Source organism: Corynebacterium sp. LaCa_23 (genome assembly GCF_058182375.1).
Genome location: NZ_CP190825.1, coordinates 189,079 through 215,017, shown reverse-complemented (window position 1 = coordinate 215,017; position 25,939 = coordinate 189,079). Strand labels below are relative to the sequence as shown.

Genomic DNA, 25,939 nt, shown 5'->3' with positions numbered 1-25,939 from the left:
ACATAGAAAGGCGCCTTGCCCTCCATGGCCTTAGCACCACTTCCCCCCTCCACGGTTGAGCTGGAAGGACCCTTTGCGCACGAGTTTGTCCACACCCGGGGCATCCGCCTGCACGTGGCCATAGCGGGCGATAGCGCCGATCCCCTCGTCGTTTTTATTCACGGCGCTTTTGGCGGCTGGTTCGATTTCCAGGAGGTCATAGGGCCCCTCGCCCAGTGCGGCTACCACGTCGCCGCGGTGGATATGCGCGGCTTTGGCATGTCCGATAAGCCGCCCATCGATCCCGGCCAAGATATCCGCACCCTAGTAGGGGATCTGGATGGCCTCATTCAGGCCTTGGGCCACGAGGATGCCTATATCGTCGGCGCCGATACCGGTGGCGCGGTAGCGTGGTGCCTGGCCGCCGAGCGCCCCAATCGCGTGCGCGGCTTGGTGTCGGTCTCGGCCGCGCACCCGGTTGATATCCGCCGCGCCATCGCCGCACGCCCCTGGGACTTTGGGTGGATGATTCTGCGTTCCCTCCTCTGCCACCTGCCCAAGGTCACCCGCGCGAATACCCTGCTGCTCAGCCCCCGGGCCTATCGCAAGGAGCTCAGTTTGGATACGGGGCCCGCGCTTGCCGATGCCACCCTAGAGTCCATCCTTGCCCTGCGCCTGCGCGCCTCCCAGATTGGCAAGGTGCGCCGCGGGATCCTGTGGAATCACCGGATGCGCACCGCCGTGGTGCCCTTGAACTGGTCCGAATTAAGCGTCAAGCGTCCCGTCCTTTTCATCCACGCCCAACAGCGCCTGTGGAACCCCGTCATCCAGCGGGCGGCCCTGCGCGCCCGCGCGGGGTTTAGCGCCACCTCGATCCCAGGGGCCAAGAACCTGCCCTTCCTCGAGGCCCCCGAGGAGTTCGTCGACGAGCTGCGCCGCTGGCTCGACGCGTAGGGCGCATGGGGCGCGTAGGGCGGCGCGTGGGGAGACATACCCCACGCGGATCTAGTACGAAAGCTAGTGCGCCACGCACTCGCCGGTTTCTACTGGGCGCTGCAATTGGGTGACATCCCCAATGTGGCCGATGACCTCATCTGCGGTCAGCGCGTATCCGGTCTCAGAATCATCCACTGAGGCGCCGAAAATAACGCCCAAGACCTCGCCCGCGGTATTGACCAGCGGGCCGCCGGAATTGCCCTGTTGGATATTGCCGCGCACCGTATAGGAATCGCGCTCTACCCGGCCTTGGGAGTAGATATCTGGCCCGGCGATGGTGATGCGATCGCGCACCCGGGCCATTTCCGCATTAAAGGGGCCAGAGTGTGGGAAGCCCATGACCATGGCATCGTCGCCGGTCTGGGCCGGCTGCTGCGCCCACGGCAAGGGTTGGATGCCCAGGTCCGGCGCCCGCAAGACGGCGATATCGACCTCTGGGTTGTAGTAGACCACCGTGGCGTCCTTCAGGCCTAGCTTCGTATCCAACCTCACCGTTTGGGTGCCGGCCACCACGTGGGCATTGGTCACCACATAGTCGTTGTCCACCACAAAACCGGAACCCAAGAGGCGGCGGGAGCACTCTTCGGCATCGCCAAGCACGTGAATGATGGATGGGCGGATGCTGCGCACCAGCTCCGGGTCCTGCACGTCAGGGGCTGGATCCTCGACGTCCTCGCCGCTGATGGACTTTTCCCACGGCGAAACCAGGGGCGGAAGGCCCGATTCATTGAGCAACGCCGCCACGCCATTGGGAAGGGAAGCCAGGCGCGGCGGGGCGGCCGCGTTGAGGTTGCTCAGGATGCGGGAATCGCGCAGACCCTGCCCCGCGGAACCGCCCAGATTGGTGGCCACGGGGATGGAAATCATCCAGATGACAATGAGCGCGATGAAGGACTGAAAGACCGCGCCGAAGAGCGAATCTATTCGTTGGGTGCTGCGCGCCTTCATGCGATCGCGCACGCTGGTGCCCAAGGAAGAACCGATGATCTGCCCGATGCCCACCAGCAAAACCAGGATGCCCACGAGCAGGAGCAGGCGCAGCGAAGGCTCGTCTACTGTGCGCAATACGCTGGGGGCTACGGCGATGCCCACCACGAGGCCCGCGCCCACGCCGATGGCGGAGAGCACCGCGGCGAGCGCACCATTGCGCCAACCACTGAGCAATGCTGCTAACACGGCAAGCACAATCAGGCCGTCAACAATGAGCGCAGCAGTCATGGCTTTGGTTCTTTCTCTATCGAAATCTCGTGCGTCTCCCGGCGCCTCAAGCGCGCGGGCAATTAGGACATCTTCTCATTATTGCGGGACTTTTTGAGAGTGTCACGCAGGTCTATGACCGAATTGTTATCCCACGGTACGCTCCACCCAGAATGATCCAATAATGCTGCCAGCACCCCGGCAGTAAACCCCCAAATTACGTAGTCATTGGCATAAAACGCCGGGCCTTGCCACTGCTTAAATCCCACCAGCAGGCGGTTGCGGGGGTCAATGAGCTCCCTAATCGGGACGAAAAACACATCATCGGTCTCCGCCGGGCTTGCGGGATAGACCTCGCCCGGCTGCTTCCAATGGGCCAAAATCGGGCTGACCGGATTGCCCGTGGCGCGAATGTGCAATTGCTCCCACTGCTCTAAGGGCGTGACCGTATGGCGCTGCAGGTCGGTTTCCTCCCACGCCTCCCGCAGCGCGGTATCAACCAGCGACGTATCGCCCGGATCCCGCCGGCCGCCCGGGAAGGCAATCTGGCCGGAGTGCGAGCGCATGGACGGCGAGCGGTGCGTGAGCAAAATTTCGCCATCCTCCACGCTGTTCCCGCTCAGTAGCATCAGCACCGCGGCTTCCCGCTTGGTTGGCACCTCTTCCTCGGAGCCATTGAGCTGCGAGGCCTGCCGCTTACCAATGAGCTCTTGCACCTGACTCGTATCGACACCCAGCGCGGGTTTTATCCACTCGGGTGTGTATTCGGGCCATACTTTACTCATCCGGCAAGCGCCTCCTTGACCGTCTTTTCAATCTCGTCCGCAGAGGTAAACGGCTGGGCCGCCTGTTTGATCACTTCGCCATCGCGGAGGATCACGGTCACGGGAACCACGCCCGGCAGGCCCAGCGTGCCCGCGAAGCTATTATCCGGATCCTGGAAGCTCGGCAGGTCTACCCCCACGTCATTGAGGAACGCGGCCCCGTTGGCGGCGTTTTTATCCGCGTGCACTCCAATGACCTTCCAGTCCGGGTGGGACTCTGCCACCTCGTCCAAGTGGGGCAATTCCGCGCGGCATGGCTCGCACCACCACGCCCACACATTGGCGATGGTAATGCCCTCATCCGCCTTCTCCCCTTGACCTGCCTCATCGCCGCCCAGGCATTCCAGATCCACCCCGGCGATGGGGCCCGCGGGGCAATCTGGGCGCTCGGCTACGTCCTGGCCGTCCGCCGCGCCCGATTCCATGCCAGGGGCCTGCGCCGATTCATCCGCGCCGGTGTCATCCCCACGCAGCTGCATGACCCCCACTACCACGAGGACAGCGATGACAATGGCCGCAATGACGGTGCCGAAGACGTATTTTTTCATACCGCTAGCTTAATGCAGCCGGGCACAGATCCCGCACCACGCAATCCCCACACTCCGGGTTCCGGGCGTGGCAGACCCGCCGGCCGTGAAAAATGACGCGGTGGGAAAACATCGTCCACTGTTCCTCTGCAATGAGCTTGGCGATGTCCCTTTCTATCTTCACCGGCGTCTTCTCCCCCGTCAGCTCCAGGCGCTGCATCAGCCGGCTAAAGTGCGTATCCACGGTAAGGCCGGGCACCCCGAAGGCATCGCCCAGCACCACCAGCGCCGTCTTGCGGCCTACCCCAGGCAGGGAGGTCAGTTCCTTTACGGTCTGTGGCACCTCGCCGCCGAATTCAGAGACGAGGCGCTCGCCGATGCCCAGGAGGTGCCCCGCCTTCGCCCGCTGAAACCCCAACGGCCGCAGGATCGCCTCCAAATCTTCCCTCCTAGCCGCCGCATAATCGGCCGCGGTGGGATAGGTGCGAAACAGCTCAGGGGTTACCGAGTTCACGCGCGCGTCCGTGCACTGCGCGGAAAGCACCGTGGCCACCAAGAGCTGGAGGGGCGAGTCAAAATCGAGCTCGCACCACGCATCGGGGTGTTCGCCTGCCAATCGCTCATTAATGACGGGCGCTTTCTTGCTCGGGGCCGCGGTGGCCGGCAGTGATGAACTCATGCCGCCAAGCTTAGTAGGATAGGAATACATGATTTCACTTGTTATTTTCGTTCCGCTTGGCATCGCCCTTTTTGCCCTCCTCATGGAAAAATTGGAAGCGATTGTCTTCGCGGATTAGCAGAAAACCCGCTGGCTGTAACGCTAGGGTCGTAAGTGCTCCCATTTCTGTTATGTGAACGAAACAAGGGGCAGTACCCAAAAGTGACGAACTGCACTGTAAAATGGGGTACGCTAAAAAATTGACCCCGCTTGTTCCGCATTAGCGTGCCTCCCTGGAGCCCGCAAAAGGATGTGGCCCAAGCACTTTAGTGACTTATCGCAGTCGACATCCAAGGAGTAAAACGTGGAAGGCGTACAGGACACCCTCTCCCGCGCCGGAATCTTCCAAGGCGTTGATCCCGTAGCAGTGCAGAATCTTCTCGAGCAGATGGAGACAGTGCGCTTCCCGCGCGGTACCACCATCTTCGATGAAGGCGAGCCCGGTGACCGTTTGTATATCATCACCTCCGGCAAGATTAAGCTCGCCCGCCACGCCCCGGATGGCCGCGAAAACCTCCTGACTGTGATGGGCCCTTCCGATATGTTCGGTGAGCTCTCCATCTTCGATCCGGGCCCGCGCACCTCGTCCGCCGTCTGTGTGACCGAGGTCCAGGCCGCCACCATGAACTCCGAGCTGCTGGATAAGTGGGTTAGCGATCACCCCGCCATCGCCCAGCAGCTGCTGCGCGTGCTGGCCCGCCGCCTGCGCCGCACCAACGCCAACCTGGCGGACCTCATCTTCACCGATGTGCCCGGCCGCGTTGCCAAGACCCTGCTACAGCTGGCTAACCGCTTCGGCGTCCAGGAAGGCAGCGCGCTGCGCGTCAACCACGATCTCACCCAGGAAGAGATTGCCCAGCTGGTCGGCGCTTCCCGCGAGACCGTCAACAAGGCCCTGGCTACCTTCGCCCACCGCGGCTGGATTCGCCTCGAGGGCAAGTCCGTGCTCATCGTCGATACCGAGCACCTCGCCCGCCGCGCGCGCTAAAACCAAAAAATTCCCTCCATCCTCCGTGCATAGCACCGAAGGTGGAGGGAATAAGTGTTTTAAGCCGGTGACCTGCCGCGCAGCGCTTTAGTTGTCAGTACCGTCGAGGTACTTCAACGCAGTGCGCGTGGACTGCTCTGCGGCATGGCGCAGCACCGGATCCACATCGTCATACATTTCATTGACCAAGGTGGTCAGATCCACGTCATCGCCCAGCCGGGAGCGGATTTCCCGGATCTGATCCAAGCGGTAGTGCCGGCGATCAATGTACTTGCGCGCCACCTGCGAGGTATCCTCCAAATCCGGACCGTGGCCTGGGAAGAGCGGAACATCCTTGCCGCGGGATTCCAACACGTCCAAGGCGTGCAGGTAATCGGCCAAATCTCCGTCCGTTTCTGAAAGCAAAACGGTGTGGCGCCCCGCGATGGTATCGCCGGTGATAATGCCCTCTAGCCGGGAATTTTCCACCTCCCCGCTCCACACGAAGAAGGACGTGGAGTCCGCGGTGTGGCCCGGCGTGTGCAGGACCTCCAGCTGCGGGGTGATGCCCTCCAAAGTCAGGATCTCACCCTTCTGTAACGCCTCCGCGCCATTGCAATAGCTGGGATCGAAGGCGCGGATGGGCGCGCCAGTCATCTGCCGGAGCCGCTGCGCGCCAGAGGCGTGGTCATCGTGGCGGTGGGTAAGCAGAATTAAAGCCACCTCACCAGCATGACGATGCACAACGTTGAGGTGGCCTTCATCCTCCGGCCCCGGGTCCACGACGATCGACCGGGAGTCTTCAGCGGCACTAATAATCCAGGTATTCGTGCCCTCGAGGGCGGTATAGCTGGGATTATCACAAAGAACTACGCCAACGGATTGGCTTACGGGACGCAATTGACTATATGCGGGGTGCTCCATGCCTACCAGCCTATCCGATCACTCAGCGATCTCTACGATCAATTCGATCTCCACCGGGGCGTTCTTTGGCAAGGCCGCAACGCCGACTGCAGAACGAGCGTGCGTGCCAGCTTCGCCGAATACCTCCCCAATGAAATCCGATGCCCCGTTGACCACCGCTGGCTGATCCTCGTAGCCGGGATCCGAGGCCACGAAGCCAACGATTTTGATCACGCGGGAGATATTGTCCAGCCCGATCTCTGCATCGACAGCGGCCAAGGCATTGAGCACGGCAGTGCGGGCCTGTTCCTGGGCCTGCTCCGTGGTGACTTCAGCGCCAACCTTGCCGGTCACCGGCAGGGAGCCATCCACCAACGGAAGCTGGCCAGAGGTCCATACCTGGTTGCCCACGCGCAGCGCCGGCACATAAGAAGCCAGCGGCTTAGCGACGCCCGGCAGCTCCACCCCTAGCTCTTTCAAGCGAGCGGAAAAGCTCATTTACTCTGCCACCTCGCGCTTGAAGTAGGCCACCACATTCTCCGGGTTCGGGCCAGGGGTGATGGAGACCAATTCCCATCCGTCTTCGCCCCAAGAGTCAAGGATCTGCTTGGTGGCGTGGGTCAGTACTGGTGCGGTTGCGTATTCCCATTTAGTCATGGCGCTCATTCTAGCGATTTAATACGACTTATGCCGCCTCAATTGCGCAGCGCTGCCGGTACCGCGCGGGAAGTCACACCTGTGAGCGCCTTAAATGCCGACGAGTTCGCCGCCCTTAGCCAGGTAATTGGCCCAGTCTGTGATGTGGGGGTTCTTGCGCAGCAGCGCGCGGCGCTGGCGCTCGGTCAGCCCGCCCCACACGCCAAATTCCACGCGGTTATCAAGGGCATCTGCGCGGCATTCCGTTAATACTGGGCAGTGGCGGCAAATGACGGCGGCTTTGCGCTGTTCAGCGCCGCGCACGAATAATGCGTCTGGGTCCTCATTGCGGCACTTTGCTTGAGTGACCCACTCACCACGCTCGGGATTTCGGGCTGTATTGGACATTCCCGCAGTCTTCACTCGAACGGTCATGGGTGAGTGTTCTCCTTCCCAGACGGAATACTATGTACCGAGGCCTGAGTCTATTCACTAGAACGCGAGATTGTCTACGAGGTCACACTTTAGGGGGTGCAGGTAACCTTCCCCATTGCCAGTCAGACCACGTAGGGTATTGGGGGTGACTGTCTTCAAATCTTTGTCCAAGATAGCCCTGTCCACGGTCTTGGTAGCCGCGCTCATCGCGCTCGCGCTCGCCCCCTTTGCGGGCATTTCCGGCGTGGCGATCGCCCGCACCAACCAGACCATGCAATCGGACCTGCAAGACTTAACAGCGGGCAATATCCCCGGCGTCACCACGGTGCAAGACGCCTCGGGCAAAGATATGGCCTATGTCTATAGCCAACGCCGCCACCCCGTAAGTGGCGATGAGATTTCGGACGCGATGAAAAACGCCATCGTCTCCATTGAGGACGAGCGCTTTTACGAACACGGCGGCGTCGATCTCCAAGGCAATTTCCGCGCCCTGTGGACCAACCTCACCTCCGGCGGGGTCTCCCAGGGTGCTTCCACCATTGACCAGCAGTACGTCAAGAACTACCTCCTGCTGGTCTCCGCGCAAACCGATGAAGAACGGGCCGCGGCGACCGAACAGTCCGCCACCCGCAAACTGCGCGAAATGCGTATGGCAACGCAAATGAATGAGGAATTGGATAAGAAGGAAATCCTTACCAATTACCTCAACCTGGTCTCCTTTGGTAACCATGCCTACGGCGTGGAGGCCGCCGCGCGGACCTATTTTGATAGCCATGCCGCAGATCTCACGGTTCCACAGGCGGCGATGCTGGCGGGCATGGTGCAGTCCTCGGAGCGCCTCAACCCCTTTACCAATGAGGAAGAGGTGCTTGACCGCCGCAACGTCGTGCTCCAATCCATGGTGGATAACGGCTACCTGGAGCAGGCGGAAGCGGATGAGTATAAGGGGGAGGAATTGGGCGTCGGCAAGCAGCCCAGTACCCTGGACAATGGCTGCATCGGCGCAGGTGATCGCGGCTTTTTCTGCGACTTTGTACTGCAGTACCTCGAGGAAAAGGGCATCGACCAAGACCAGCTCGCCCACGGTGGATACACCGTAAAGACCACGCTGGACCCGCAGGTGCAGGATACGGCGCTATCCGCGGTGCAGTCGCATACCAACCCGGACGCCCAGGGTGTGGCCGAAGTTATGAATGTCATCGAGCCGGGCACGTCGGACCGTAAGGTCTTGGCCATGGTCTCCTCACGCGCGTACGGGCTGGACCAGGACAATAATGAGACCCTGCTGCCGCAGCCTAACTCCTTGGTGGGCAATGGTGCCGGCTCCGTCTTTAAGACCTTTACCGCCGCGGCCGCCATCGAGGCTGGCTACGGTATTAAAAATACGGTGGATGTGCCCACCCGCTACGAGGCCGAAGGCCTTGGCCACGGCGGCGCCGATAACTGCCCCGCCAACCGCTACTGCGTGGAGAACGCGGGCAATTATAAGGCCACAATGTCGCTGCAAGAAGCGCTGGCGCACTCGCCCAATACGCCGTTTATCAAGCTCACCGAGCAGGTTGGCGTGGCGCCCATCGTGGATATGGCGGTGCGCCTTGGCCTGCGCTCCTACGGCGACAAGGGCACCTTTGATAAGGACACCTCCATTGCCCAGCGCACGAAGGACGCCAATTCCGGTTCCTTTACCCTGGGCCCCACCCCGGTCAACCCGCTGGAGCTATCCAATGTGGGCGCCACCATTGCCTCCAATGGCCGGTGGTGCGAGCCCAACCCCATTGACAAGGTCCTGGATAAAAACGGCAACGAAGTCTACCTCAAGGAAACCCCGTGCGAGCAGGCGGTAGACCAAGACGTGGCCCACGCCTTGTCCAATGCGCTATCTGAAGATGCCACGCAGGGCACCGCCAAGGACGCCGCCCAGGCCGCCGGGTTTAGCTCCCCCATCGCCGCCAAGACCGGTACCACCGAGTCCAACCAGTCCTCGGCTTTTTTGGGATTCAACGACGGGCTCGCCGCCGCTCCTTATATTTATAACGACGGCACCGATACCCAGCCGCTGTGTACCTCGCCCGTGCGCCAGTGCACCGGCACCGGCAACCTCTTCGGTGGTTTGGAGCCCGCGCAGACATTTTTCACCATGGCATCGCAGCTGCCGCGGGCTACCCAGAGCGGGCTGCCCAATTACAACAAGAAATACGATGACGGCACCACCGGGGATAAGCTGCTCGATAGCGTGCGTGGGCAAAGCGAGTCCCAAGCCCGCAGCGCCCTTGAGGCCCGGGGCTACGTGGTAAAGACCTCCCGCGTCGTTGGCGGGGACGTGCCCTACGGCCGCGTGGTGCGCGCGATTACCGGCAAGGACGGCAAGAAGGAAGGCGCGGAGATTACGCTGCAGCTTTCCGATGGCTCCCCTGCCACCCAATCCCCCTCCAGCGGCGTCGGCAGTGCGAATGCCACCGGCGCACAAAATAACACCGGCAGCGCGAACACTACCGGTGTGAGCAACGAGGGAGGACATGGTGCCGGCGATTTCAACCTCAGTCCTGAGGACTTTGGAATCCGCCAAGAAGATATCGATAACTTCCGCAACGATATCCGCAGCCTCCTCGGCCGCTAAAGCTTAATTAAGCTGGCCTTTTACCTCTGCGGAAAGGCGCTTGCCGTCGGCCTGGCCGGCGGCTTTTGCGTTGGCCACCTTCATAACCGCACCCATCTGCTTCATGGTGGGTGCTTCACCGTTTTCCTTTTCTACCTCAGCAATTGCCTCTTCTACCAAGGCCTTAAGCTCCGCGTCATCGAGCTGGCGCGGCTGGTAGGCCTCGAAAAAGGGGACATCGACAAGCTCAGCCTCTGCCAATTCCGGGCGGCCGTTTTCTTCATAGACCTCCGCGGACTCGCGGCGCTTTTTAATCTCGCGCGCGATGACCTTGAGGATGTCTTCATCCTCCAGCTCGTGGCGGGAGCCGGTGGTTTCCTCGGCCTGGATTGCCGCGAGCAGCGCGCGAATGGCGCTGGTGCGCTGCTTTTCCTTGGCCTTCATCGACGTTTTCAGATCTGCTCGGATAGTATCTTTTAGCTCGCTCATGCCTTTCAATATACGTCCATTTAAGGCAGGTAGTGTAGAAGCTGTGAAACTTCAACGGATTCTTGGCGGCGTCGCCGCCGGCCTAGGTGTTGCTGCTTGGGGCTTTAGCGAGCTCAACAAATTCGAGCTCAAGGAATATACTCTTCCGCTCCTGCCCAAAGGCACCCTGCGCGGCGAAGAAGAGTTCCGCCTGCTGCATATTTCTGACCTGCACATGATCCCGGGCCAGCAGACCAAGATCGATTGGGTCTCCGCCCTCGATGCGCTGGAGCCAGACCTCGTGGTCAATACCGGCGATAATCTTTCCGATAAACAGGCCGTGCCCGATACCCTGCGCGCGCTCGGCCCGCTGCTTGCCCGGCCCGGCGTCTTCGTATTCGGCACCAATGATTATTGGGCACCCCGCCCGGTCAACCCCTTCAAATACCTGCTGGGTAAAAAGCGCGAGCCTTCCTACGTTGACCTGCCTTGGCGCGGCATGCGCGCGGCCTTCATGGAGCACGGCTGGTACGACGGCAACCAAGCCCGCCACGAGTTCAAGGTGGGCAATGTTCGCCTCGCCGTGGCCGGTGTGGATGATCCGCACCACGACTTGGACGATTATTCCGAAATCGCCGGGCCGCCCCACGAGGATGCCGATCTCTCGCTCGCGCTCCTCCACGCCCCCGAGCCGCGCGTGCTCGAAAAATTCGCCGCCGATGGCTATCAGCTTTCCCTCTCCGGCCATACCCACGGTGGGCAGGTCTGCCTGCCTGGCTCGCGCGCCATCGTGACCAACTGCGGCATCGACCGCCCGCGCGCCCAAGGCCTGCATGATTTCGGCCCGATGAAGATGCACGTCTCCAATGGCCTGGGTACCTCCAAATTCGCCCCGGTGCGTTTATTCTGCCGCCCCTCAGCCACCCTGCTGCGGATCACTGAGGTGGACTAGACCTGCCGTTTTGCCGATCTCATTCACCGTGCGTTAAGGTATCTCAGTACTGCTTTTAAGCAGTGACCGGGATATGGCGCAGGTTGGTAGCGCGCTTCGTTCGGGACGAAGAGGTCGCAGGTTCAAATCCTGTTATCCCGACAGCAGCCCGCAGGAAACTGCGGGCTTTTCCATGCCTATAGGGCCGCTTGGATTCCAGGCCCGCTACTTTTAGGCCAGCATTCCGGTAAAGAATGCGATGGCAACGAGGAAGATGGAAAATACCCATGCGATGGGGAAGGCTATCTTGAGGTACTTGCCCATCTGACCGTCCGCCAGTCCCAACGCCAACCATAACGCCGGCGAAAATGGGGAGACGAAGGTTCCGACCACGTTGCCGATGATAAGTGCGCTCGCAGCGCCCATACCGCTGACGCCGAAGGACTCCACCGTGCCCTGGACAATGGGCAGCACCGAGAAGTAGTACGCATCCGTGGAGGTCAATAGATCCAGCGGAACCCCAAAGAATCCCACGATGACGTGCAGATACGGCGCCACGCTTTCCGGCAGGATATTCACCAGGCTCAGCGCGATTTCTTCTAGCATCTTGGTCTCATTGAGCACGCCCAAGAACATCGCGGCCGCGATGATCACTCCGGCCATGGACAAGGCGTTGGGGGCGTGGCGCCGTAAGGCATCGCCCTGCTCCATCGCGCCGTCGAAGTTGACCACCAGGGCAATGGTGGTAGCAATGAGGAACGCGGGCGCCGGTGGCAACAAGCCCGAAAGCAGGGCGGCGAGCACGGCCAAGGCGACGACGATATTCGCGATGGTCACCCACCGGGATTTCCGGTACCTGAACCCAAGTTTCTGCTGTTCTTCGGCCTGCTTGGCGGAAAAATCATCCGCCAAGGAATTCACGTCCACTGAAATGGCACCCTTAATCTCGCCGCTTTCCTGCAGCTTGGCCAAGCGGCGCTTTTCGCGCCACCCCAATAGGGCGGCGATGGCGAAGATGAGGACCACCGCCACACCCTGGATGGGCAATAGGTGCAGCCAGATATCGTTGGGGTCTTGCTCAACTACCGCACCGGCGCGCCCCAGTGGCCCGCCCCACGGGACCATATTCATCACTGAAGCGGCCAGGGCCACGATGGTAATCAGGACGTAGCGCGACATGTGCAGCGCCCGGTACAGCGGCAGCAATGCGGGAATCGTAATAAGGAAGGTCGTGGAACCCGATCCATCGAGGTGCGCCACGATGCCGATGGCGGCCGTGCCTATGGTCACGGCCATGACATTGCCGCGGGTCGCCTTGATGAGGCTGCGGATCACCGGGGTAAAAAGCCCCACGTCCTGCAGGATGCCAAAGAAAATGATGGCGAAGATGAACATCACCACGACGTTGATGACAGAGCTTAAGCCTTCGCCAAAGAAATCCGCGATATCTTCTATGCCGAAGCCGGCTATCACAGCGCCGATGACGGGCACCAGGGTCATGGGAATAATGGGATTAACGCGGCCGCGGATGAGGATGCCCACCGTTACAAAGATGATGGCCAATCCCATCAGGGTTAGCCCGAGGGAGGTCTGCATTGCGCTCCTTTAAATGTCACTGGCGCCCGTATGGCGCACGCCATTAGCCAAAAGACGTATGGCTAATGTTAAACATTACTGTGTGGTAGCGCACATTCCTGCCGGTAGCCGCATAAACAACCCCAGCTCACCGTGGATATATAGCTTTGGGTAAAAACGGGAAACGACGCGGCGCCCCTACAGCACCGCGTCGTCCCTATTCCCTATCACTCACAACGGCGCAAGCCGCTCGCCTACCCCCTAAGTAGGCGGTGTGAGCACTAGTAAGAATAACACTTATCGTATTCCAGCCATAGCGCTGGCAAATATTGCCAGCTTTATACAAGCTTTTGTCTATTTAAGTATAAATTTTCATACTTTAGCGCCGGATTTTTGAACCTTTTTGACAGGAACGAGCCATTTCACTGCACTCAGGCCCACGAGAGTGATAGCGCCCAAGACGCCAAGGCCCGTCCACAGCACCACGGCCTCCCCATCGTTGCCAGCCACGGTCACGGCAGCCGTCGTCCAGTTCAGCGGCAAAAGGTTGGCCACTACCTGCCATACCTTGTCCACCCCGGCGATGGCCGCGGATTTCCACAGCCAGCCCACCAATGCGGTCTGTCCAATTCCAAAGAGCGCGGCAAGGATGGATCCCACGGTTAAGCCACACAGTTCGAGCAGGCCGCGCACGATAAGCGCGGAGGACAGGGCACCCAGGAATAGCGCCCCGCCGGCAGCCACCGCGGCGATGGGGGTAAGGCCGATGGATAGGACGTAAAGCAGAATCTCCCCGATGGCCACCGCTGCCAGCGATCCGCCGAGGACCATCAACCACGGGCGGAATCCCAGTTTCCAGGCCACCCCGGCGGCGGATCCGGCCAGCAAGACGAGCGCGGAAATGAGCATGGCGATGACCGGGCTCAGCTGGCGCGCATCCTCGTCCGCCGCCACGTGTGCGGGCGGCAGCGCACGCTGCACCTCGCCCAGGTTCGATTGGTTTTGTTCTGCCATGCCGGTGAGCTTGCCGGCGCCATCGTCAAGCTTGCCCACCCCATCGAGTGCCTCATCCACGCGGCTATTAAGCTCCGCGATGGACTGGTTGAGCTGCTGCGCACCTGCCACGGCCTGGTTGATGCCGTCGTGGTAGGCATAGCCGCTTACCGCCAGCTGGTTGGACAGATCGCGCGAGCCATCCTTCAACTTCTTCAGCTCCCCGGTCAGGGATTCATCGAGGCGGAAATTTTCCACCTGCTTGCGCAGATCCCCCAGTTGCGAGCGCACTTGCTTCGCTTCCTTGGAATCATTTCCCTCCAAATCGCGCACCGTGCCATCGATGGCCTCCAGGATTTGGCCTTGGACGGCTCCCAGGCCCACGACCTGGTCGACGGCCCCGCCAACGGTATTGGCCAGCTCCGTCGCTCCTCCGCCGAGGGTATTCGTCCCCGACTGCAGCTGGTTCAGCCCCGCCACCAGCTCTTGCGAACCGCCGGCGAGCTTGTCGACGCCCTCTCCTAGCTCCCCCGCGCCCTTATCCAACTCGCTGGTGCCTTTGTTCAATCGGTCCGCCCCGGATTTCAAGATACTGGCCTGCGCCTGGGCGCGGCTGGCTGCCTCGGCAGCTTCCTTGAGCTCTGGCGATGCCGAATTCGCCTGCGGTGCGCCATAAGGCTGCGCGGCGCTCGACCACGCGTGCGCCGGTTCCCACTGCGACCAGGCCGCCACTGCCGTGCCGACGATAAGCGGTACGGCGAGCAATACGAGCAGTAAGAGCGTGCGCCACCGCGAGGAACTCGCGGACGCAGTAGACGCGGTCGAGGCAAGGCTTTTGGTCATGCTAGTAACCTATCGCTGCAGGTCATTCCCTTTCTGCAGGCGCGCCGATCCCCGCGCATAACAAAGAGAATCTACTATTAAGACATGCCTATCCCCCGAAAATCCGTTCTCTCCCGCACGCTAGCCTGCGCGGCCGCGTTTCCGCTGAGCATGGCACTGGTGTCCTGCGCCGATGATGCCGATAACTCCGCCAACCCCAGTGAGCCCCAGTTTTCTGATGCCGTGGCGCAGTCCAGCTCCAGTTCCAGCTCGAGTTCCAGCGCTACGAGCTCTCCGGAGCCAACGACGGCTACTACAACCGATGCCCCCGCCACCTCACCCGCACAGACGCAGGCGCAGCAGCTCACCCCGCAAGAGGTCACGGTCACCACTACTGCCAGGCAAGCAAAGGGCGATTGCTCACCAGCATCCTTTGCTCCCCTAGCCCCCGATATGAGCAATATTGTGGTGCTCGATTGCGATGGCACTTGGGCACACTTTGGTCAAAACCAAACAGATTGGCTCGTATGGGCCCGCTTTGTCGATGGAGCATGGACGGTCATCCGCCCGATTGGCCAAGCCACCTCGGGGATGAGCGAGCCGTGCTATGACGTGGATAAATGGCTTAACCAGGGCGCGCCTCAATTCGTTGCAGACGATATGCGCCGCTGCAATTAGCCCGGCGTAGAAAAATCACAAAAGCCGCCTCCGACCAACTGCCCCAGCTCACAGCAGATGGTCGAAGGCGGCCTGTGTTTTATGCACCTAAGAAGCAGTACAACCGCAGCGGCGGGCTACTTCTTTTCAGCGAAGACCTCGCGCACGCGCTGACCCAAGTCCGGGTGGACGTTGGTCCAGTACTGGTACACGCGCTCTTCGGTTTCTTCGGAAACGCCGGCCATCGCGTTGGTGATATTGGTGACCAGGCGCTCCTTGGCGGCGTCGTCGTAGACGTTTTCGTACAGGTCGCGGGCCTGCACAAAGTCATCGTCTTCCGCGTGGCGCACGTACGGCGCGCGGACCAAGTCCTGGCCGTGGGGGTCCGGGTTCACATAGAAGTCTGCCGCAGTGGTGGTCTCGAGGTCCTCGCGGTTGTTGACGGAGGCATCGTCAAGCACGCCCGCGCCCTTCGCATGGCGGTTGGGCGAGTACACCGGATCCTCTGGAGCATTGTAGAAATACTGCATTGGGCCCTCGTGCTCGTAGGTATTGACCTTCTCCGCGTTGCGCGGCTGGTTGACCGGCAGCTGCTTGTAGTTCGGCCCGATGCGGTAGCGCTGCTGATCCGCATAGGCAAAGACGCGGGCCTGGAGCATCTTATCCGGGGACAGGCCAACGCCCGGCACGATATTGGAGGGATCGAGTGCAACCTGCTCGATCTGGGCAAAGAAGTTGCGCGGGTTGCGGTTGAGCTCAAAGTAGCCCACATCGTGCAGCGGGTAGTCCTTCTTGGACCAGACCTTGGTCAGATCGAAGGGGTTGAAGCGGTAGTCCTCTGCCTCCGCAAGCGGCATGATCTGCACCTTGACGTCCCAGATGGGGTAGTTGCCCTCTTCGATGGCGTTGTAGAGGTCCGCGCGGTGGCTATCCGGGTTCTTACCGGCTTCCACGGTGGCCTCTTCATCGGTGAAGTTCTCTACGCCCTGGCGGGAGATGAAGTGGTACTTGACCCAGAATGCCTCGCCGTCCTCGTTGACCCATTGGAAGGTGTGGGAACCGTAGCCATTTTGGTGGCGGGTGGTCTTCGGGGTGCCGCGGTCACCCATCAGGTAGGTCACCTGGTGAGCGGATTCCGGGTTGCGGGTCCAGAAATCCCACTGCATATCGGCATCGCGCAGGCCATTAGCACCCAGGCGCTTTTGGGAGTGGATGAAGTCCGGGAACTTCATGCCATCGCGCAGGAAGAATACCGGGGTGTTATTGCCCACAATGTCGAAGTTGCCGTCTTCGGTGTAGAAGCGCAGGGCAAAGCCGTGCACGTCGCGCCAGGTATCCGGGGAGCCCTGTTCGCCGGCGACGGTGGAAAAACGGCCCATCATTGGGGTGACGGTGCCCTTTTGGAAGACCTTGGCCTTGGTGTAGGCGGACACATCTTCGGTGATGTGCAGCTCACCGAAGGCGCCGTGGCCCTTGGCATGCGGGGTACGCTCAGGCACGCGCTCGCGGTTGAAGTGGGCGAGCTTTTCAATGAGGTGAATATCGTTGAGCGCGACCGGACCCTGGGGGCCGGCGGTCACGGACGTGTTCTCGGACGGCACGGGCTGGCCGGACGGACGGGTCGTGATGCCCTTACCTGCGGGACGCTGTCCCTTGTTCAGGATGTCATCAGCAGTGGAATTAGTCATGGTATGTCTTTGCCTCCTGGCAATCAGTCGATAATTTGGGGTCAATTATCAATCACGGACAACCCATAGCTTACTACGTTTAACGGCGCTGCGCTACCTTGCGCGCGCACGTGTTGCTTGCCCGTGTCCCAGCCACCGCAACCTTGGATAAGAAATCCAGGAGCTACTGGTAGATTCATTCAGGTGACCCACCACTCCGCAGCAGACGACGCCCGCGTCACCGAGCTCGCCCTCCGGGCTGGGCGCGGCGACCGAGCAGCGCTTACGGAGTTCATCAAGGCCACCCAGGATGATGTCTGGCGCCTGCTCGCCCACCTGGGCGGCCCCGAAATCGCCGACGATCTCACCCAGGAGACCTACCTGCGCGTCATCGGCGCCTTGCCGCGCTTTGCCGCCCGCTCTTCCGCGCGCACGTGGCTGCTCTCGCTGGCCCGGCGCGTGTGGGTGGATAATATCCGCCACGATATGGCCCGGCCCCGCAAATCCGCCACGCAATACGAGGACGCCATGAGCTCCGCCGCGGAAAATTCCGGTTCCTGGAGCGATTGGATCGATGCCCGGGCGCTTATCGATGCCCTGCCAGCCGACCGCCGCGAAGCCCTCATCCTCACCCAGGTGCTGGGCTATACCTATGAGGAAGCGGCCAAGATTGCCGGGGTGCGCGTTGGCACCATTCGCTCCCGCGTGGCGCGCGCCCGCAAGGACCTCATCGAGGGCGCAAATTAATACCCCCGAATGTTCGACCACCTAGACGCATACTTTCGCCGCAATACTTATCAAAGTGCAGGTACTTAGGGCAGCGCAGCGGGCGCATGCGGCCTGAGGTCGGGGTAGAAAAATGCTAAAGTGACGCGATTTCAGCTGTGAAGTCACGGCTGAAATGTGATTCTATTAGATACACACACGTGATAAATCGACCGTCGATCCGGGCCCGCGCGTTCCCAAAGCCGGGCCCGGCGAGTGTGAGTAAGAGAGTTTCTCCCCTCATGATTAAACGCGCAATCGGAATTTCCATGGCGTTTATTGGCGTCGTGGTGGGCGCAGGCTTTGCCTCGGGCCAAGAAGCCATGCAGTACTTCGTAGCTTTCGGTGAATGGGGCCTGTGGGGCATCGCCCTCGCCGCCGCCCTCATGATGGTCACCGGCGTGTCCATCCTGCAGCTGGGCTCCTATTTCCAGGCGGTGGAGCACACCGCTGTCTACAACAAGATCGCTTCACCAGTCACCGCCAAGATCTTGGACTGGTCCACGCTGATTACGCTGTTTTCCATCGGCTTCGTCATGTTCGCCGGTGGTGGCTCCAATATCAACCAGCAATTCCCCAGCATCCCCGTGTGGGTCGGCGGCACCGTCATGCTGATCCTCGTGCTGCTGGTGGGCCTTATGGATGTAGACCGCGTTACCCGCGTCATCGGTACCATCACCCCGTTCATCATCGTCTTCGTGGTACTGGCCACCGGCTACACCATCCTTACGGCCGATGTGGACTTCACATCCCTGAATACCTGGGCCATCGATAACGTCAATACCTCGCTGCCTAACTGGTGGCTCTCCGCCCTGAACTACACCGGCCTGAACGTCATGACGGCCGTATCCATGTCCATCGTCATCGGCGGTAACTTCCTAGATAACCGCGCCGTGGGCATCGGTGGCCTCATCGGTGGTTTCCTTTACCTCATCCTGCTGGCCCTGCTCGTCTTCGCCCTCTTCTTCGAGGCCAAGGACGTCAACGGCGAGGACATGCCGGTGCTGAAGCTGATTACGGGTATCCACCCGGTTCTCGGCATCTTGATGACCTTCGTCATCTACGGCATGGTCTTTAACACGGCCATCGGTATGTTCTACGCCCTGGGCAAGCGCCTGACCCGCAATAACCCGAAGCGCTTCTACCCCGTATACGCTGCATCCTGCATCATCGGCTTCATCCTGTCCTTCATCGGCTTCCAGTCCCTGGTCAGCAACGTCTACCCCATCCTGGGTTACCTCGGCCTACTGATGATTTTCGTGATGGTTTATAACCGCATTAAAAACCGCGGCATGCTTGCTGATGAATCCGATCGCCGCATGCGTGCCCACGATCTCGTCGCCCGCAAGCTCGACCCTCGCGAGCGCTTTACCAAGAAGAATGAGCGCGAGCTGCGCATGCTAGCCGCGGCCTCCAATATGCACACGCAAGAATTCATCGATCACCTCGCCGAGGATATCCACGAGGAGCTCGAAGAGGACGATGAACTCGACTACGACCGTTCAGAGCCCGCACCTTCCGTCACCTACGTCCAGCACACGAAGCCGGAAGTACCTTCCGTCGACAGCGACTTGGACTTTGGCAAGAAAGACGAAGACTAAGGTTTAAGCGCCACTAAATACAATTCGGCTCCTCCTTCCCGCGGTGGGAAGCGAGGAGCCGATTTTTCATATTGCAAAGCGCCGGGCAAGGCTTCGCAGCTCTGCCCGGCGCGGTGGTACCTTGCGGCTATACCAACAGTTCTGCGATCTGAATGGTATTAAGCGCAGCGCCCTTGCGCAGGTTATCGCCGGAGACGACGAGGACGAGGCCCTTATTGTCATCTACCGTCTGATCCTGGCGGATGCGCCCGACCAAGGAATCGTCCTTGCCGGCGGCGGCGAGGGGGGTGGGGACATCGGCAAGCGTCACGCCTGGGGCATCGCCTAGAAGCTCGGTGGCTTGCTCCGGGGCGATGGGATTGTCGAACTCCGCGTGGATGGTCAGGGTGTGGCCGGTAAAGACGGGGATGCGCACGCAGGTGCCGGCGACCTTGAGGTCCGGCAGGCCGAGAATCTTGCGGGATTCATTGCGCAGCTTCTGCTCTTCGTTGGTCTCATTGCTGCCGTCATCGACGAGGTTGCCGGCAAAGGGCAGCGCGTTATAGGCGATGGGCGCAACGAAGGGCCCCAGGTCCTCATCATCGAGGGCAGAACCATCGTGGACCAGGTTCACGTTGTGATCGCCCACGCTGTAGACCTGCGCGGCGAGTGTCTGCACGCCCGCCAGGCCGGAGCCGGATACCGCCTGGTAGGACGATACGTGCAGCTTGTTAAGCCCGGCGGCATCGTGCAAGACCTTCAGCACCGGCATGGCGGCCATGGTGGTGCAGTTCGGATTGGCGATGATGCCCTTCGGCGGGTTCTTCGCCTCCTCGGGGTTTACCTCAGATACCACGAGCGGGACCTCTGGGTCCTTGCGGTAAGCCGAAGAATTATCCACCACGGTAGCGCCCGCGGCGGCAAAGACCGGGGCCCACTTCTCAGAGGTGGACCCGCCCGCGGAAAATACCGCGATATCGACATCGGCCACGGATTCTTCGGTGACCTCGGCCAAGTCCTCCACTTCGATCTGCTCACCGCGGAATTCCAGCTCGGTTCCAGCGGAGCGGGCGGAGGCGAAAAAGCGCACCTTATCCGCCGGGAAATTGCGTTCTTCCAAAATGGAGCGCATCACGCGGCCGACCTGGCCGGTAGCGCCGACGACTGCAACGGTAGTCATTGTCTTCCTCTTTATTTGTTCTGGTTTAGCGTCCGGTTCCAGCATAGACGGTGGCTTCTTCCTCGCCGCCGAGCTGGAATTTATCGTGCAGGGCGCGCGCCGCCTTCTCTAGGTCCGCCTCGCGAGTCAGCATGGAGATGCGGATTTCGGAGGTGGAAATAAGCTCCATATTCACTCCCACATCGCGCAGGGCCTCGGTAAAGTCCGCCGTCACGCCGGGGTGGGACTTCATGCCGGCGCCGACGAGGGAGACCTTGCCTACCTGGTCATCGTAAAGCACATTGGACCAGCCACCCTCAGACTGCAGCTTGCTCAATAGCTCCATCGCGCGGGGGCCATCGGCGCGCGGGCAGGTGAAGGTGATATCGGTGGTGCCGTCCTCCAAGGAGGAGACGTTTTGCAGCACCATATCGATATTGATCTCCGCATCGGCGATGACGCGGAAAAGCTTCGCGGCCTCGCCCGGGCGATCTGGGATGCCCAGCACGGTTACCTTCGCCTCGGATTTATCAGTTGCTACACCAGTAAGTACTGCTTCTTCCACGGGGATATCCTCCATCGAGCCGGTCACCAACGTGCCGGGGTCATTTGAATAAGACGAGCGAACTCGCAACGGAACATTGAAAGCGCGAGCGTATTCCACGCTGCGCAGGACCAGAATCTTGGATCCTACGGCGGCCATTTCCAGCATCTCTTCAAAAGAGAGCTTTTCTAGCTTTTGCGCATCCGGAACAATGCGCGGATCGGCGGTATAGACGCCATCGACATCGGAGTAAATCTCGCACACATCCGCCTTCAGCGCCGCGGCCAGGGCGACCGCGGTAGTATCGGACCCGCCGCGGCCCAGCGTGGTCACATCGCGCGAGTCCTTATTCACGCCCTGGAATCCGGCGACGATGCAGATCTGCCCGTCCTCTAAGGCCTCGGTCAGGCGGCCGGGGGTGACGTCAACGATGCGCGCATTGCCATGGCGTTCGGTCGTCAGCACGCCCGCCTGGGAGCCGGTAAAGGACTGGGCCTTCGCGCCCAGGGACTCCACCGCCATGGCCACGAGCGCATTGGAGATGCGCTCGCCCGCGGTAAGGAGCATATCCATTTCGCGCTGCGGGGGAACGGGATTGACTTGCGCTGCAAGGTCGAGAAGCTCATCGGTGGTATCCCCCATTGCGGAGCACACCACGACGACATCATTGCCCTGCTTTTTAGTGGCCACAATCCGCTCCGCTACCGCGCGGATGCGATCTGCGGATTCGAGGGAGGAGCCGCCGTATTTTTGAACGATCAGGGCCACGGTGTGGTTGCCACCTTTCGTTTTAAAAGGCACTCCTAGGCGCAGGCGCGCCACAGAAATACCTGTCGGACACTAGTCAAATTCCTATGCTACCCCGCAAGGCGCTACACCTCATCATAATTCCGAAACAATACTTTTATTTTATTCACACCCACCCCCGTGCACACGCAAGGCGGTGGGCCGGGGGCGGCATCGCCAAGCAAAATGCATCTCCGGGACTTTTTTACTAGCGTTGAGCGGGTGTTAAGCAACTTCCTGGCCGTATTCTTCGCGCTCGCCTCCGCGCTTACGGTTGCTTGGGGCACGGTGGTTCGCCACCGCATCGCCCTTGAAGCAGACGATTCAGTCATGCGCTCCGCCATGACCAACCCACTGTGGTGGGTCGGCACCGGCGCGGCCATACTCGCCTACGGCCTCCAAGTCGTCGCCCTGGGCTTTGGTACCTTGCTGGTGGTCCAGCCCATTTTGGTGCTCTCGCTCATGTTTACCCTGCCGCTTTCGGCCTGGTACGCCAAGCGGCCCATGCCCGTGCACGAGACCTTCTGGTCCATTGCGCTGACGGTAGCGGTCGGCGTCATGGTGGTCTACGGCCGCCCCGTTGCCGGTAATCCCCGGCCCGAGTGGAGCCAGTGGTGGCCCGCGTTGCTATTGGGCCTGGCCACCCTGGTCGCGTTGGGCGTGGCCGGCCATAAATTCCGCGAGCAGCGCCCGCTCGCCCTGGGCACCGCCTGCGGCGTCATCTACGGCTTCGTCGCCCTGCTATCGAAAGCCGTGGTCGATATCTTCACCCACGAGGGCTTGAGCGTCCTGGTGGGCAGCTGGCAGTTCTACGGCCTCATCGGACTCGCTCTGACCGGCACCGTGGTGCAGCAATACTCCTTCAACGCCGGCCCGCTCGCGCAGTCGCTGCCAGCCATGACCATCTTCGAGCCCATCGTCGCCTTCGGCTTGGGCTATATGGTCTTGGGCGAGAAATTCCTCATCGATTCCACCGCCGGCTGGCTCGTCATGATGGCCGCGCTCGGCGTCATGATCGCCGCGACCATCATTTTGTCGCGCAACCCGGTCAGCCAGCGCAGCTAGATGGCCCACTCGAATACGGCCAGCATATAGGCTGAAAACCAGGCCCCGAAGAGCACCCAGGCGCCCACGCTTGCCGATGCCCCCTTCTTGCCCACCCACGGCACCAAAACCACCGCTGCAGGCAGTAAGAGGCGGGGACGGGAGTGCATGATGCCATCGGAAAGCAGCACATTAGCCATCAGCACCGCGGCAAACAGCCAGGCAGGAAGCGGCAGGCGCCCCCAGGCCAGCAGCAGGCAAATGGGGGCGGCGATGATCACCGCGGCACTGAGGAGATACCCGCCATTCGTGGCGCTAGACAGCGTCTCCGCCACCCAGGACACCGTCGCCCGGCCACCGTCGAAACCGGAATTCCAGTGCTTTTCCTGCAGGCCGAAGTAGCCGCCGGCGCCGGATAAATGGCGATTGGCCCACAAGATATAGCCAGCTAGGGGCAGCGCCGATACCGCCACGCTCAGCCAAGCCCACCAGGTGCGCCGCGCCTTAAAGAGCACCATAAGCGCGAAAACCACGATGAGATCCACCGCTGTCAGGCGGACGAAAGAGGTAAGAAAAATCAGCGCCCCGGCCGCAATCCAGCGCTGATCGTGCAGCATTACCACTGCCCAGATCGCGAGCGCGCCGAAGAGCGCCTCCGTATAGGGCATGGCAAAAACGATGCTCATCGGCGCGCTGGTGACCACCGCCGCACCGAGCACCTGGCCGCGCGTGCCCAGCCCCATCTGCCGGGCCAGCGCCATAACACCGGCCGCCAAGGCGATGGTGAAAAAGAGGTTGAGGACCATCGCCGTGCCCGCAACGTCCGTACCCAGCAGGTTGCTAACTGCCCGCACCACCAGCGGGAAGCCAGGAAAGAACGCAAGGGCCGTTTCTTCCGCCGGGGCATAGCCCGCGCGGGCGATGTCGACATAGTAGTTGGCGTCCCATTTATTCAACAGTCCCCACAGGGAATCACCTTGCGCCGCGGCCATCGCCGCGAGCACGCTGAGGCGAATCGCCGTGCCTACAACCGCCACGAGCGCGGCATAAAACCAGCAGCGCAGCGTGAACGTCACCGTGGGGCGGCGGGTGGTAGAAGCGATAGGCACACCAGCATGGTACGCCACGGGCCCGCGCGTCCCGCTGAATGAAATATGTTGCCACGCAGTGAGATTCTCTGTAGTGTGACCGGTATGACATTGCGGAACGACCTACTCCTTATCTGCCGCGGCGGGATTTCGGCCTAAACCTACGGCCAGCGCCCCGTCGCGGAGTCTGGCAATCCTTAGCCCAGCTGGCCGTCGCACTTCCCGACACCAAACACATTAAGGACACCGCACCCCATGTCTCCCAACGATTCCTTCATCAGTGCACCCCGCGAAATCACCACCCCTGCAGGCCCTCCCCGCGAGGGACAGCCCGCCTGGAATAAGCAGCGCGGCTCCTCCATGCCGTTCGAGCGCTACCAACCCTTCGCCGTAGAGGTCGAAGACATCGACCTGCCGGACCGCACCTGGCCGGGCAAGAAGATCACCCACGCCCCGCAGTGGTGCGCCGTGGACCTGCGCGATGGCAACCAGGCGCTGATCGATCCCATGAGCCCCGAGCGCAAGCACCGCATGTTCAACCTGCTGGTGCAGATGGGCTACAAGGAAATCGAGGTGGGTTTCCCGTCCGCCTCCCAGACGGACTTCAACTTCGTCCGCGAAATCATCGAGGGCGATAAGATTCCAGAGGACGTCACCATCCAGGTCCTCGTCCAGGCCCGCGAGCACCTGATTCGCCGCACCTTCGAGGCCTGCGCCGGCGCCAAGAACGTCATCGTGCACTTTTATAACTCCACCTCGAAGCTGCAGCGCCGCGTGGTCTTCCGCAAGGACAAGCCGGCCATCAAGAAGCTGGCTACCGATGCGGCCGAGCTCATCAAATCCATCGCCGCCGACTACCCCGATACCAACTGGCGCTGGGAATACTCCCCTGAGTCCTTCACCGGCACCGAGCTGGATTTCGCCCGCGAGGTCTGCGATGACGTGGTCGCCATCATGGATCCCAGCCCCGAGAACCCGATGATCATCAACCTGCCGTCCACGGTGGAGATGATTTCGCCGAATGTCTACGCCGATTCCATCGAGTGGATGGACCGCAACCTGGCCCGGCGCGATTCCATCTTGATTTCGCTGCACCCCCACAATGACCGCGGCGAGGGCGTTGCCGCCGCCGAGCTGGGCTACATGGCCGGCGCCGACCGCATTGAGGGCTGCCTGTTTGGCAATGGCGAGCGCACCGGCAACGTGGACCTGGTGACCTTGGGCCTGAACATGCTCACCCAGGGCGTTGACCCCCAGATCGACTTCACCGATCTGCCCAAAATCCGCGAAACCGTGGAGTATTGCAACCAGCTGCGCGTTCCGGAGCGCCACCCCTACGGCGGCGAACTGGTCTTTACCGCGTTCTCTGGCTCGCACCAGGATGCCATCAATAAGGGCCTGGACGCGCTGGCCGCAACGGTGCGCCCGGAGGCCAATTCCACCGACGTCAGCTGGGAAGAGCTGCGCGATGCCATCTGGGAGGTGCCCTACCTGCCCATCGACCCGAAGGACGTGGGCCGCGATTACCAGGCCGTTATCCGCGTCAATTCCCAGTCTGGCAAGGGCGGCGTTGCCTACATCATGAAGACCGACCACGGCATCAATATGCCCCGCGCCATGCAGGCAGAATTCTCCACCGTCGTCCAGGAAATCACCGATACCGAAGGCGGCGAGGTCAATTCCAAGAATATGTGGGACATCTTCGCCACCGAATTCCTGGACCGCACCACCCCGCTGCAGCTGGAATCGTTTGAGATCGACAATATTTCCGCCGAAGATACCGATGCCACCGTCACCGCCACCGTGACCTACAACGGCAAGGAATCCGAGGTCACCGGCACCGGCAACGGCCCCATCGCCGCCTACGCCAATGCGCTGGAGTCCTTGGGCATCGACTTCAATGTCATCGACTACTCCCAGCAGTCGCGCTCGGCCGGCGATGATGCCGAGGCCGCCTGCTACATTGCCGCCGACGTCAACCAGAACAAGGTCTGGGGCGCGGGCATCGCCGGCTCCACGACCCGCGCCTCCATCAACGCGATTACCTCCGCAGTAAACCGCGCGTTGGCCTAACGCGGGCGC

24 protein-coding genes and 1 tRNA gene are annotated in these 25,939 nt (G+C 61.2%); 10 read left to right on the top strand and 15 right to left on the bottom strand.

The features are described 5' to 3' along the window. Nucleotides 1–24 precede the first annotated feature (24 nt). Nucleotides 25–933, top strand: coding sequence for an alpha/beta fold hydrolase (locus tag ACP8IT_RS01085; protein ID WP_490290231.1), 909 nt, complete (start codon nt 25–27; stop codon nt 931–933). 63 nt (nt 934–996) lie between these two features. Here ACP8IT_RS01085 and ACP8IT_RS01080 read toward each other — a convergent pair whose 3' ends face one another. The 4 genes from ACP8IT_RS01080 to nth form a co-directional block, all read right to left on the bottom strand. Next, nucleotides 997–2,193 carry a MarP family serine protease gene (locus ACP8IT_RS01080; RefSeq protein ID WP_490290230.1) on the bottom strand — a complete coding sequence of 399 codons (1,197 nt, stop codon included), beginning with the start codon at nt 2,191–2,193 and terminating at the stop codon, nt 997–999. Between the two features lie 62 nt (nt 2,194–2,255). Beyond that, nucleotides 2,256–2,957: an NUDIX hydrolase gene (locus ACP8IT_RS01075; RefSeq protein WP_126318081.1), complete on the bottom strand. Its 702-nt coding sequence runs from the start codon at nt 2,955–2,957 to the stop codon at nt 2,256–2,258. Next, entirely contained in the window at nt 2,954–3,544 is a 591-nt protein-coding gene (locus ACP8IT_RS01070; RefSeq protein WP_490290229.1) for a TlpA family protein disulfide reductase, read from the bottom strand. Before ACP8IT_RS01070 ends, ACP8IT_RS01075 begins: the two co-directional genes overlap by 4 nt. Before the next feature lie 4 nt (nt 3,545–3,548). Beyond that, on the bottom strand, nt 3,549–4,202 hold the full coding sequence (gene nth, locus ACP8IT_RS01065) for an endonuclease III (RefSeq protein WP_490290228.1): 654 nt from the start codon (nt 4,200–4,202) through the stop codon (nt 3,549–3,551). A gap of 343 nt (nt 4,203–4,545) precedes the next feature. Here nth and glxR point away from each other — a divergent pair, with 343 nt between their 5' ends. Then, nucleotides 4,546–5,229 (top strand): CRP-like cAMP-activated global transcriptional regulator GlxR, encoded by a 684-nt coding sequence (glxR, locus tag ACP8IT_RS01060; RefSeq protein WP_005276495.1) that lies wholly within the window; start codon nt 4,546–4,548, stop codon nt 5,227–5,229. An 87-nt stretch (nt 5,230–5,316) separates the two neighbouring features. Here the strand turns inward: glxR and ACP8IT_RS01055 are convergent, their stop codons facing one another. The 4 genes from ACP8IT_RS01055 to ACP8IT_RS01040 form a co-directional block, all read right to left on the bottom strand. Further along, nucleotides 5,317–6,132 carry an MBL fold metallo-hydrolase gene (locus tag ACP8IT_RS01055; RefSeq protein ID WP_023028172.1) on the bottom strand — a complete coding sequence of 272 codons (816 nt, stop codon included), beginning with the start codon at nt 6,130–6,132 and terminating at the stop codon, nt 5,317–5,319. An 18-nt stretch (nt 6,133–6,150) separates the two neighbouring features. Then, nucleotides 6,151–6,609 carry a RidA family protein gene (locus ACP8IT_RS01050; protein ID WP_005280879.1) on the bottom strand — a complete coding sequence of 153 codons (459 nt, stop codon included), beginning with the start codon at nt 6,607–6,609 and terminating at the stop codon, nt 6,151–6,153. Next, nucleotides 6,610–6,768, bottom strand: coding sequence for a Sp36 family protein (gene sp36 / locus ACP8IT_RS01045; RefSeq protein ID WP_126318073.1), 159 nt, complete (start codon nt 6,766–6,768; stop codon nt 6,610–6,612). A 90-nt stretch (nt 6,769–6,858) separates the two neighbouring features. Next, nucleotides 6,859–7,182: a WhiB family transcriptional regulator gene (locus ACP8IT_RS01040; RefSeq protein WP_005276491.1), complete on the bottom strand. Its 324-nt coding sequence runs from the start codon at nt 7,180–7,182 to the stop codon at nt 6,859–6,861. A gap of 145 nt (nt 7,183–7,327) precedes the next feature. Here ACP8IT_RS01040 and ACP8IT_RS01035 point away from each other — a divergent pair, with 145 nt between their 5' ends. Further along, on the top strand, nt 7,328–9,799 hold the full coding sequence (locus tag ACP8IT_RS01035) for a transglycosylase domain-containing protein (RefSeq protein WP_490290227.1): 2,472 nt from the start codon (nt 7,328–7,330) through the stop codon (nt 9,797–9,799). A gap of 3 nt (nt 9,800–9,802) precedes the next feature. Here ACP8IT_RS01035 and ACP8IT_RS01030 read toward each other — a convergent pair whose 3' ends face one another. After that, complete coding sequence (locus ACP8IT_RS01030; protein ID WP_005276488.1) at nt 9,803–10,267, bottom strand: GatB/YqeY domain-containing protein; 465 nt, start codon at nt 10,265–10,267, stop codon at nt 9,803–9,805. Between the two features lie 43 nt (nt 10,268–10,310). On the opposite strand from ACP8IT_RS01030, the gene ACP8IT_RS01025 reads away from it, so the two are divergent. Further along, nucleotides 10,311–11,198, top strand: coding sequence for a metallophosphoesterase (locus tag ACP8IT_RS01025; RefSeq protein WP_490290226.1), 888 nt, complete (start codon nt 10,311–10,313; stop codon nt 11,196–11,198). Nucleotides 11,199–11,265: 67 nt separating this feature from the next. After that, nucleotides 11,266–11,339 (top strand) — tRNA-Pro (locus ACP8IT_RS01020). A 69-nt stretch (nt 11,340–11,408) separates the two neighbouring features. Here ACP8IT_RS01020 and ACP8IT_RS01015 read toward each other — a convergent pair. After that, nucleotides 11,409–12,773, bottom strand: coding sequence for a CitMHS family transporter (locus ACP8IT_RS01015; protein ID WP_484483727.1), 1,365 nt, complete (start codon nt 12,771–12,773; stop codon nt 11,409–11,411). A 351-nt stretch (nt 12,774–13,124) separates the two neighbouring features. Further along, a complete protein-coding gene (locus ACP8IT_RS01010; protein ID WP_490290225.1) occupies nt 13,125–14,588 on the bottom strand; it encodes a hypothetical protein in 1,464 nt (487 codons plus the stop codon). Nucleotides 14,589–14,672: 84 nt separating this feature from the next. Here ACP8IT_RS01010 and ACP8IT_RS01005 point away from each other — a divergent pair, with 84 nt between their 5' ends. Next, nucleotides 14,673–15,245: a hypothetical protein gene (locus ACP8IT_RS01005; protein WP_490290224.1), complete on the top strand. Its 573-nt coding sequence runs from the start codon at nt 14,673–14,675 to the stop codon at nt 15,243–15,245. Between the two features lie 116 nt (nt 15,246–15,361). Here ACP8IT_RS01005 and ACP8IT_RS01000 read toward each other — a convergent pair whose 3' ends face one another. After that, a complete protein-coding gene (locus ACP8IT_RS01000) occupies nt 15,362–16,912 on the bottom strand; it encodes a catalase (RefSeq protein ID WP_490290223.1) in 1,551 nt (516 codons plus the stop codon). Nucleotides 16,913–17,095: 183 nt separating this feature from the next. Here ACP8IT_RS01000 and ACP8IT_RS00995 point away from each other — a divergent pair, with 183 nt between their 5' ends. Together ACP8IT_RS00995 and ACP8IT_RS00990 are read left to right on the top strand one after the other, a co-directional pair. Then, nucleotides 17,096–17,638, top strand: a complete 543-nt coding sequence (locus ACP8IT_RS00995) for an RNA polymerase sigma factor (RefSeq protein WP_005276476.1) — start codon at nt 17,096–17,098, stop codon at nt 17,636–17,638. 260 nt (nt 17,639–17,898) lie between these two features. Then, on the top strand, nt 17,899–19,257 hold the full coding sequence (locus ACP8IT_RS00990; protein ID WP_490290222.1) for a YkvI family membrane protein: 1,359 nt from the start codon (nt 17,899–17,901) through the stop codon (nt 19,255–19,257). A gap of 127 nt (nt 19,258–19,384) precedes the next feature. Here the strand turns inward: ACP8IT_RS00990 and ACP8IT_RS00985 are convergent, their stop codons facing one another. Together ACP8IT_RS00985 and ACP8IT_RS00980 are read right to left on the bottom strand one after the other, a co-directional pair. Then, nucleotides 19,385–20,416 (bottom strand): aspartate-semialdehyde dehydrogenase, encoded by a 1,032-nt coding sequence (locus ACP8IT_RS00985; RefSeq protein ID WP_490290221.1) that lies wholly within the window; start codon nt 20,414–20,416, stop codon nt 19,385–19,387. Between the two features lie 25 nt (nt 20,417–20,441). Further along, the gene (locus tag ACP8IT_RS00980) at nt 20,442–21,707 is read right to left on the bottom strand and encodes an aspartate kinase (RefSeq protein WP_023016575.1); all 1,266 of its coding nucleotides are present in this window, start codon (nt 21,705–21,707) and stop codon (nt 20,442–20,444) included. Between the two features lie 240 nt (nt 21,708–21,947). Here ACP8IT_RS00980 and ACP8IT_RS00975 point away from each other — a divergent pair, with 240 nt between their 5' ends. Continuing rightward, nucleotides 21,948–22,790, top strand: a complete 843-nt coding sequence (locus tag ACP8IT_RS00975; protein WP_034653341.1) for a DMT family transporter — start codon at nt 21,948–21,950, stop codon at nt 22,788–22,790. Here the strand turns inward: ACP8IT_RS00975 and ACP8IT_RS00970 are convergent. After that, nucleotides 22,787–23,878, bottom strand: coding sequence for a hypothetical protein (locus tag ACP8IT_RS00970; protein WP_490290220.1), 1,092 nt, complete (start codon nt 23,876–23,878; stop codon nt 22,787–22,789). The two genes, ACP8IT_RS00975 and ACP8IT_RS00970, sit on opposite strands and share 4 nt — an antisense overlap. A gap of 234 nt (nt 23,879–24,112) precedes the next feature. On the opposite strand from ACP8IT_RS00970, the gene leuA reads away from it, so the two are divergent. Then, nucleotides 24,113–25,930: a 2-isopropylmalate synthase gene (gene leuA / locus ACP8IT_RS00965; RefSeq protein ID WP_490290219.1), complete on the top strand. Its 1,818-nt coding sequence runs from the start codon at nt 24,113–24,115 to the stop codon at nt 25,928–25,930. Nucleotides 25,931–25,939: the final 9 nt, after the last annotated feature.

Coding starts and splice junctions, on each gene's coding strand:
- ACP8IT_RS01085 (WP_490290231.1), top strand. CDS start 25: ATGGCCTTAGCACCACTTCCCCCCTCCACGGTTGAGCTGGAAGGACCC.
- ACP8IT_RS01080 (WP_490290230.1), bottom strand. CDS start 2,193: ATGACTGCTGCGCTCATTGTTGACGGCCTGATTGTGCTTGCCGTGTTA.
- ACP8IT_RS01075 (WP_126318081.1), bottom strand. CDS start 2,957: ATGAGTAAAGTATGGCCCGAATACACACCCGAGTGGATAAAACCCGCG.
- ACP8IT_RS01070 (WP_490290229.1), bottom strand. CDS start 3,544: ATGAAAAAATACGTCTTCGGCACCGTCATTGCGGCCATTGTCATCGCT.
- nth (WP_490290228.1), bottom strand. CDS start 4,202: ATGAGTTCATCACTGCCGGCCACCGCGGCCCCGAGCAAGAAAGCGCCC.
- ACP8IT_RS01055 (WP_023028172.1), bottom strand. CDS start 6,132: ATGGAGCACCCCGCATATAGTCAATTGCGTCCCGTAAGCCAATCCGTT.
- ACP8IT_RS01050 (WP_005280879.1), bottom strand. CDS start 6,609: ATGAGCTTTTCCGCTCGCTTGAAAGAGCTAGGGGTGGAGCTGCCGGGC.
- sp36 (WP_126318073.1), bottom strand. CDS start 6,768: ATGACTAAATGGGAATACGCAACCGCACCAGTACTGACCCACGCCACC.
- ACP8IT_RS01040 (WP_005276491.1), bottom strand. CDS start 7,182: ATGACCGTTCGAGTGAAGACTGCGGGAATGTCCAATACAGCCCGAAAT.
- ACP8IT_RS01030 (WP_005276488.1), bottom strand. CDS start 10,267: ATGAGCGAGCTAAAAGATACTATCCGAGCAGATCTGAAAACGTCGATG.
- ACP8IT_RS01015 (WP_484483727.1), bottom strand. CDS start 12,773: ATGCAGACCTCCCTCGGGCTAACCCTGATGGGATTGGCCATCATCTTT.
- ACP8IT_RS01010 (WP_490290225.1), bottom strand. CDS start 14,588: ATGACCAAAAGCCTTGCCTCGACCGCGTCTACTGCGTCCGCGAGTTCC.
- ACP8IT_RS01005 (WP_490290224.1), top strand. CDS start 14,673: ATGCCTATCCCCCGAAAATCCGTTCTCTCCCGCACGCTAGCCTGCGCG.
- ACP8IT_RS01000 (WP_490290223.1), bottom strand. CDS start 16,912: ATGACTAATTCCACTGCTGATGACATCCTGAACAAGGGACAGCGTCCC.
- ACP8IT_RS00990 (WP_490290222.1), top strand. CDS start 17,899: ATGATTAAACGCGCAATCGGAATTTCCATGGCGTTTATTGGCGTCGTG.
- ACP8IT_RS00985 (WP_490290221.1), bottom strand. CDS start 20,416: ATGACTACCGTTGCAGTCGTCGGCGCTACCGGCCAGGTCGGCCGCGTG.
- leuA (WP_490290219.1), top strand. CDS start 24,113: ATGTCTCCCAACGATTCCTTCATCAGTGCACCCCGCGAAATCACCACC.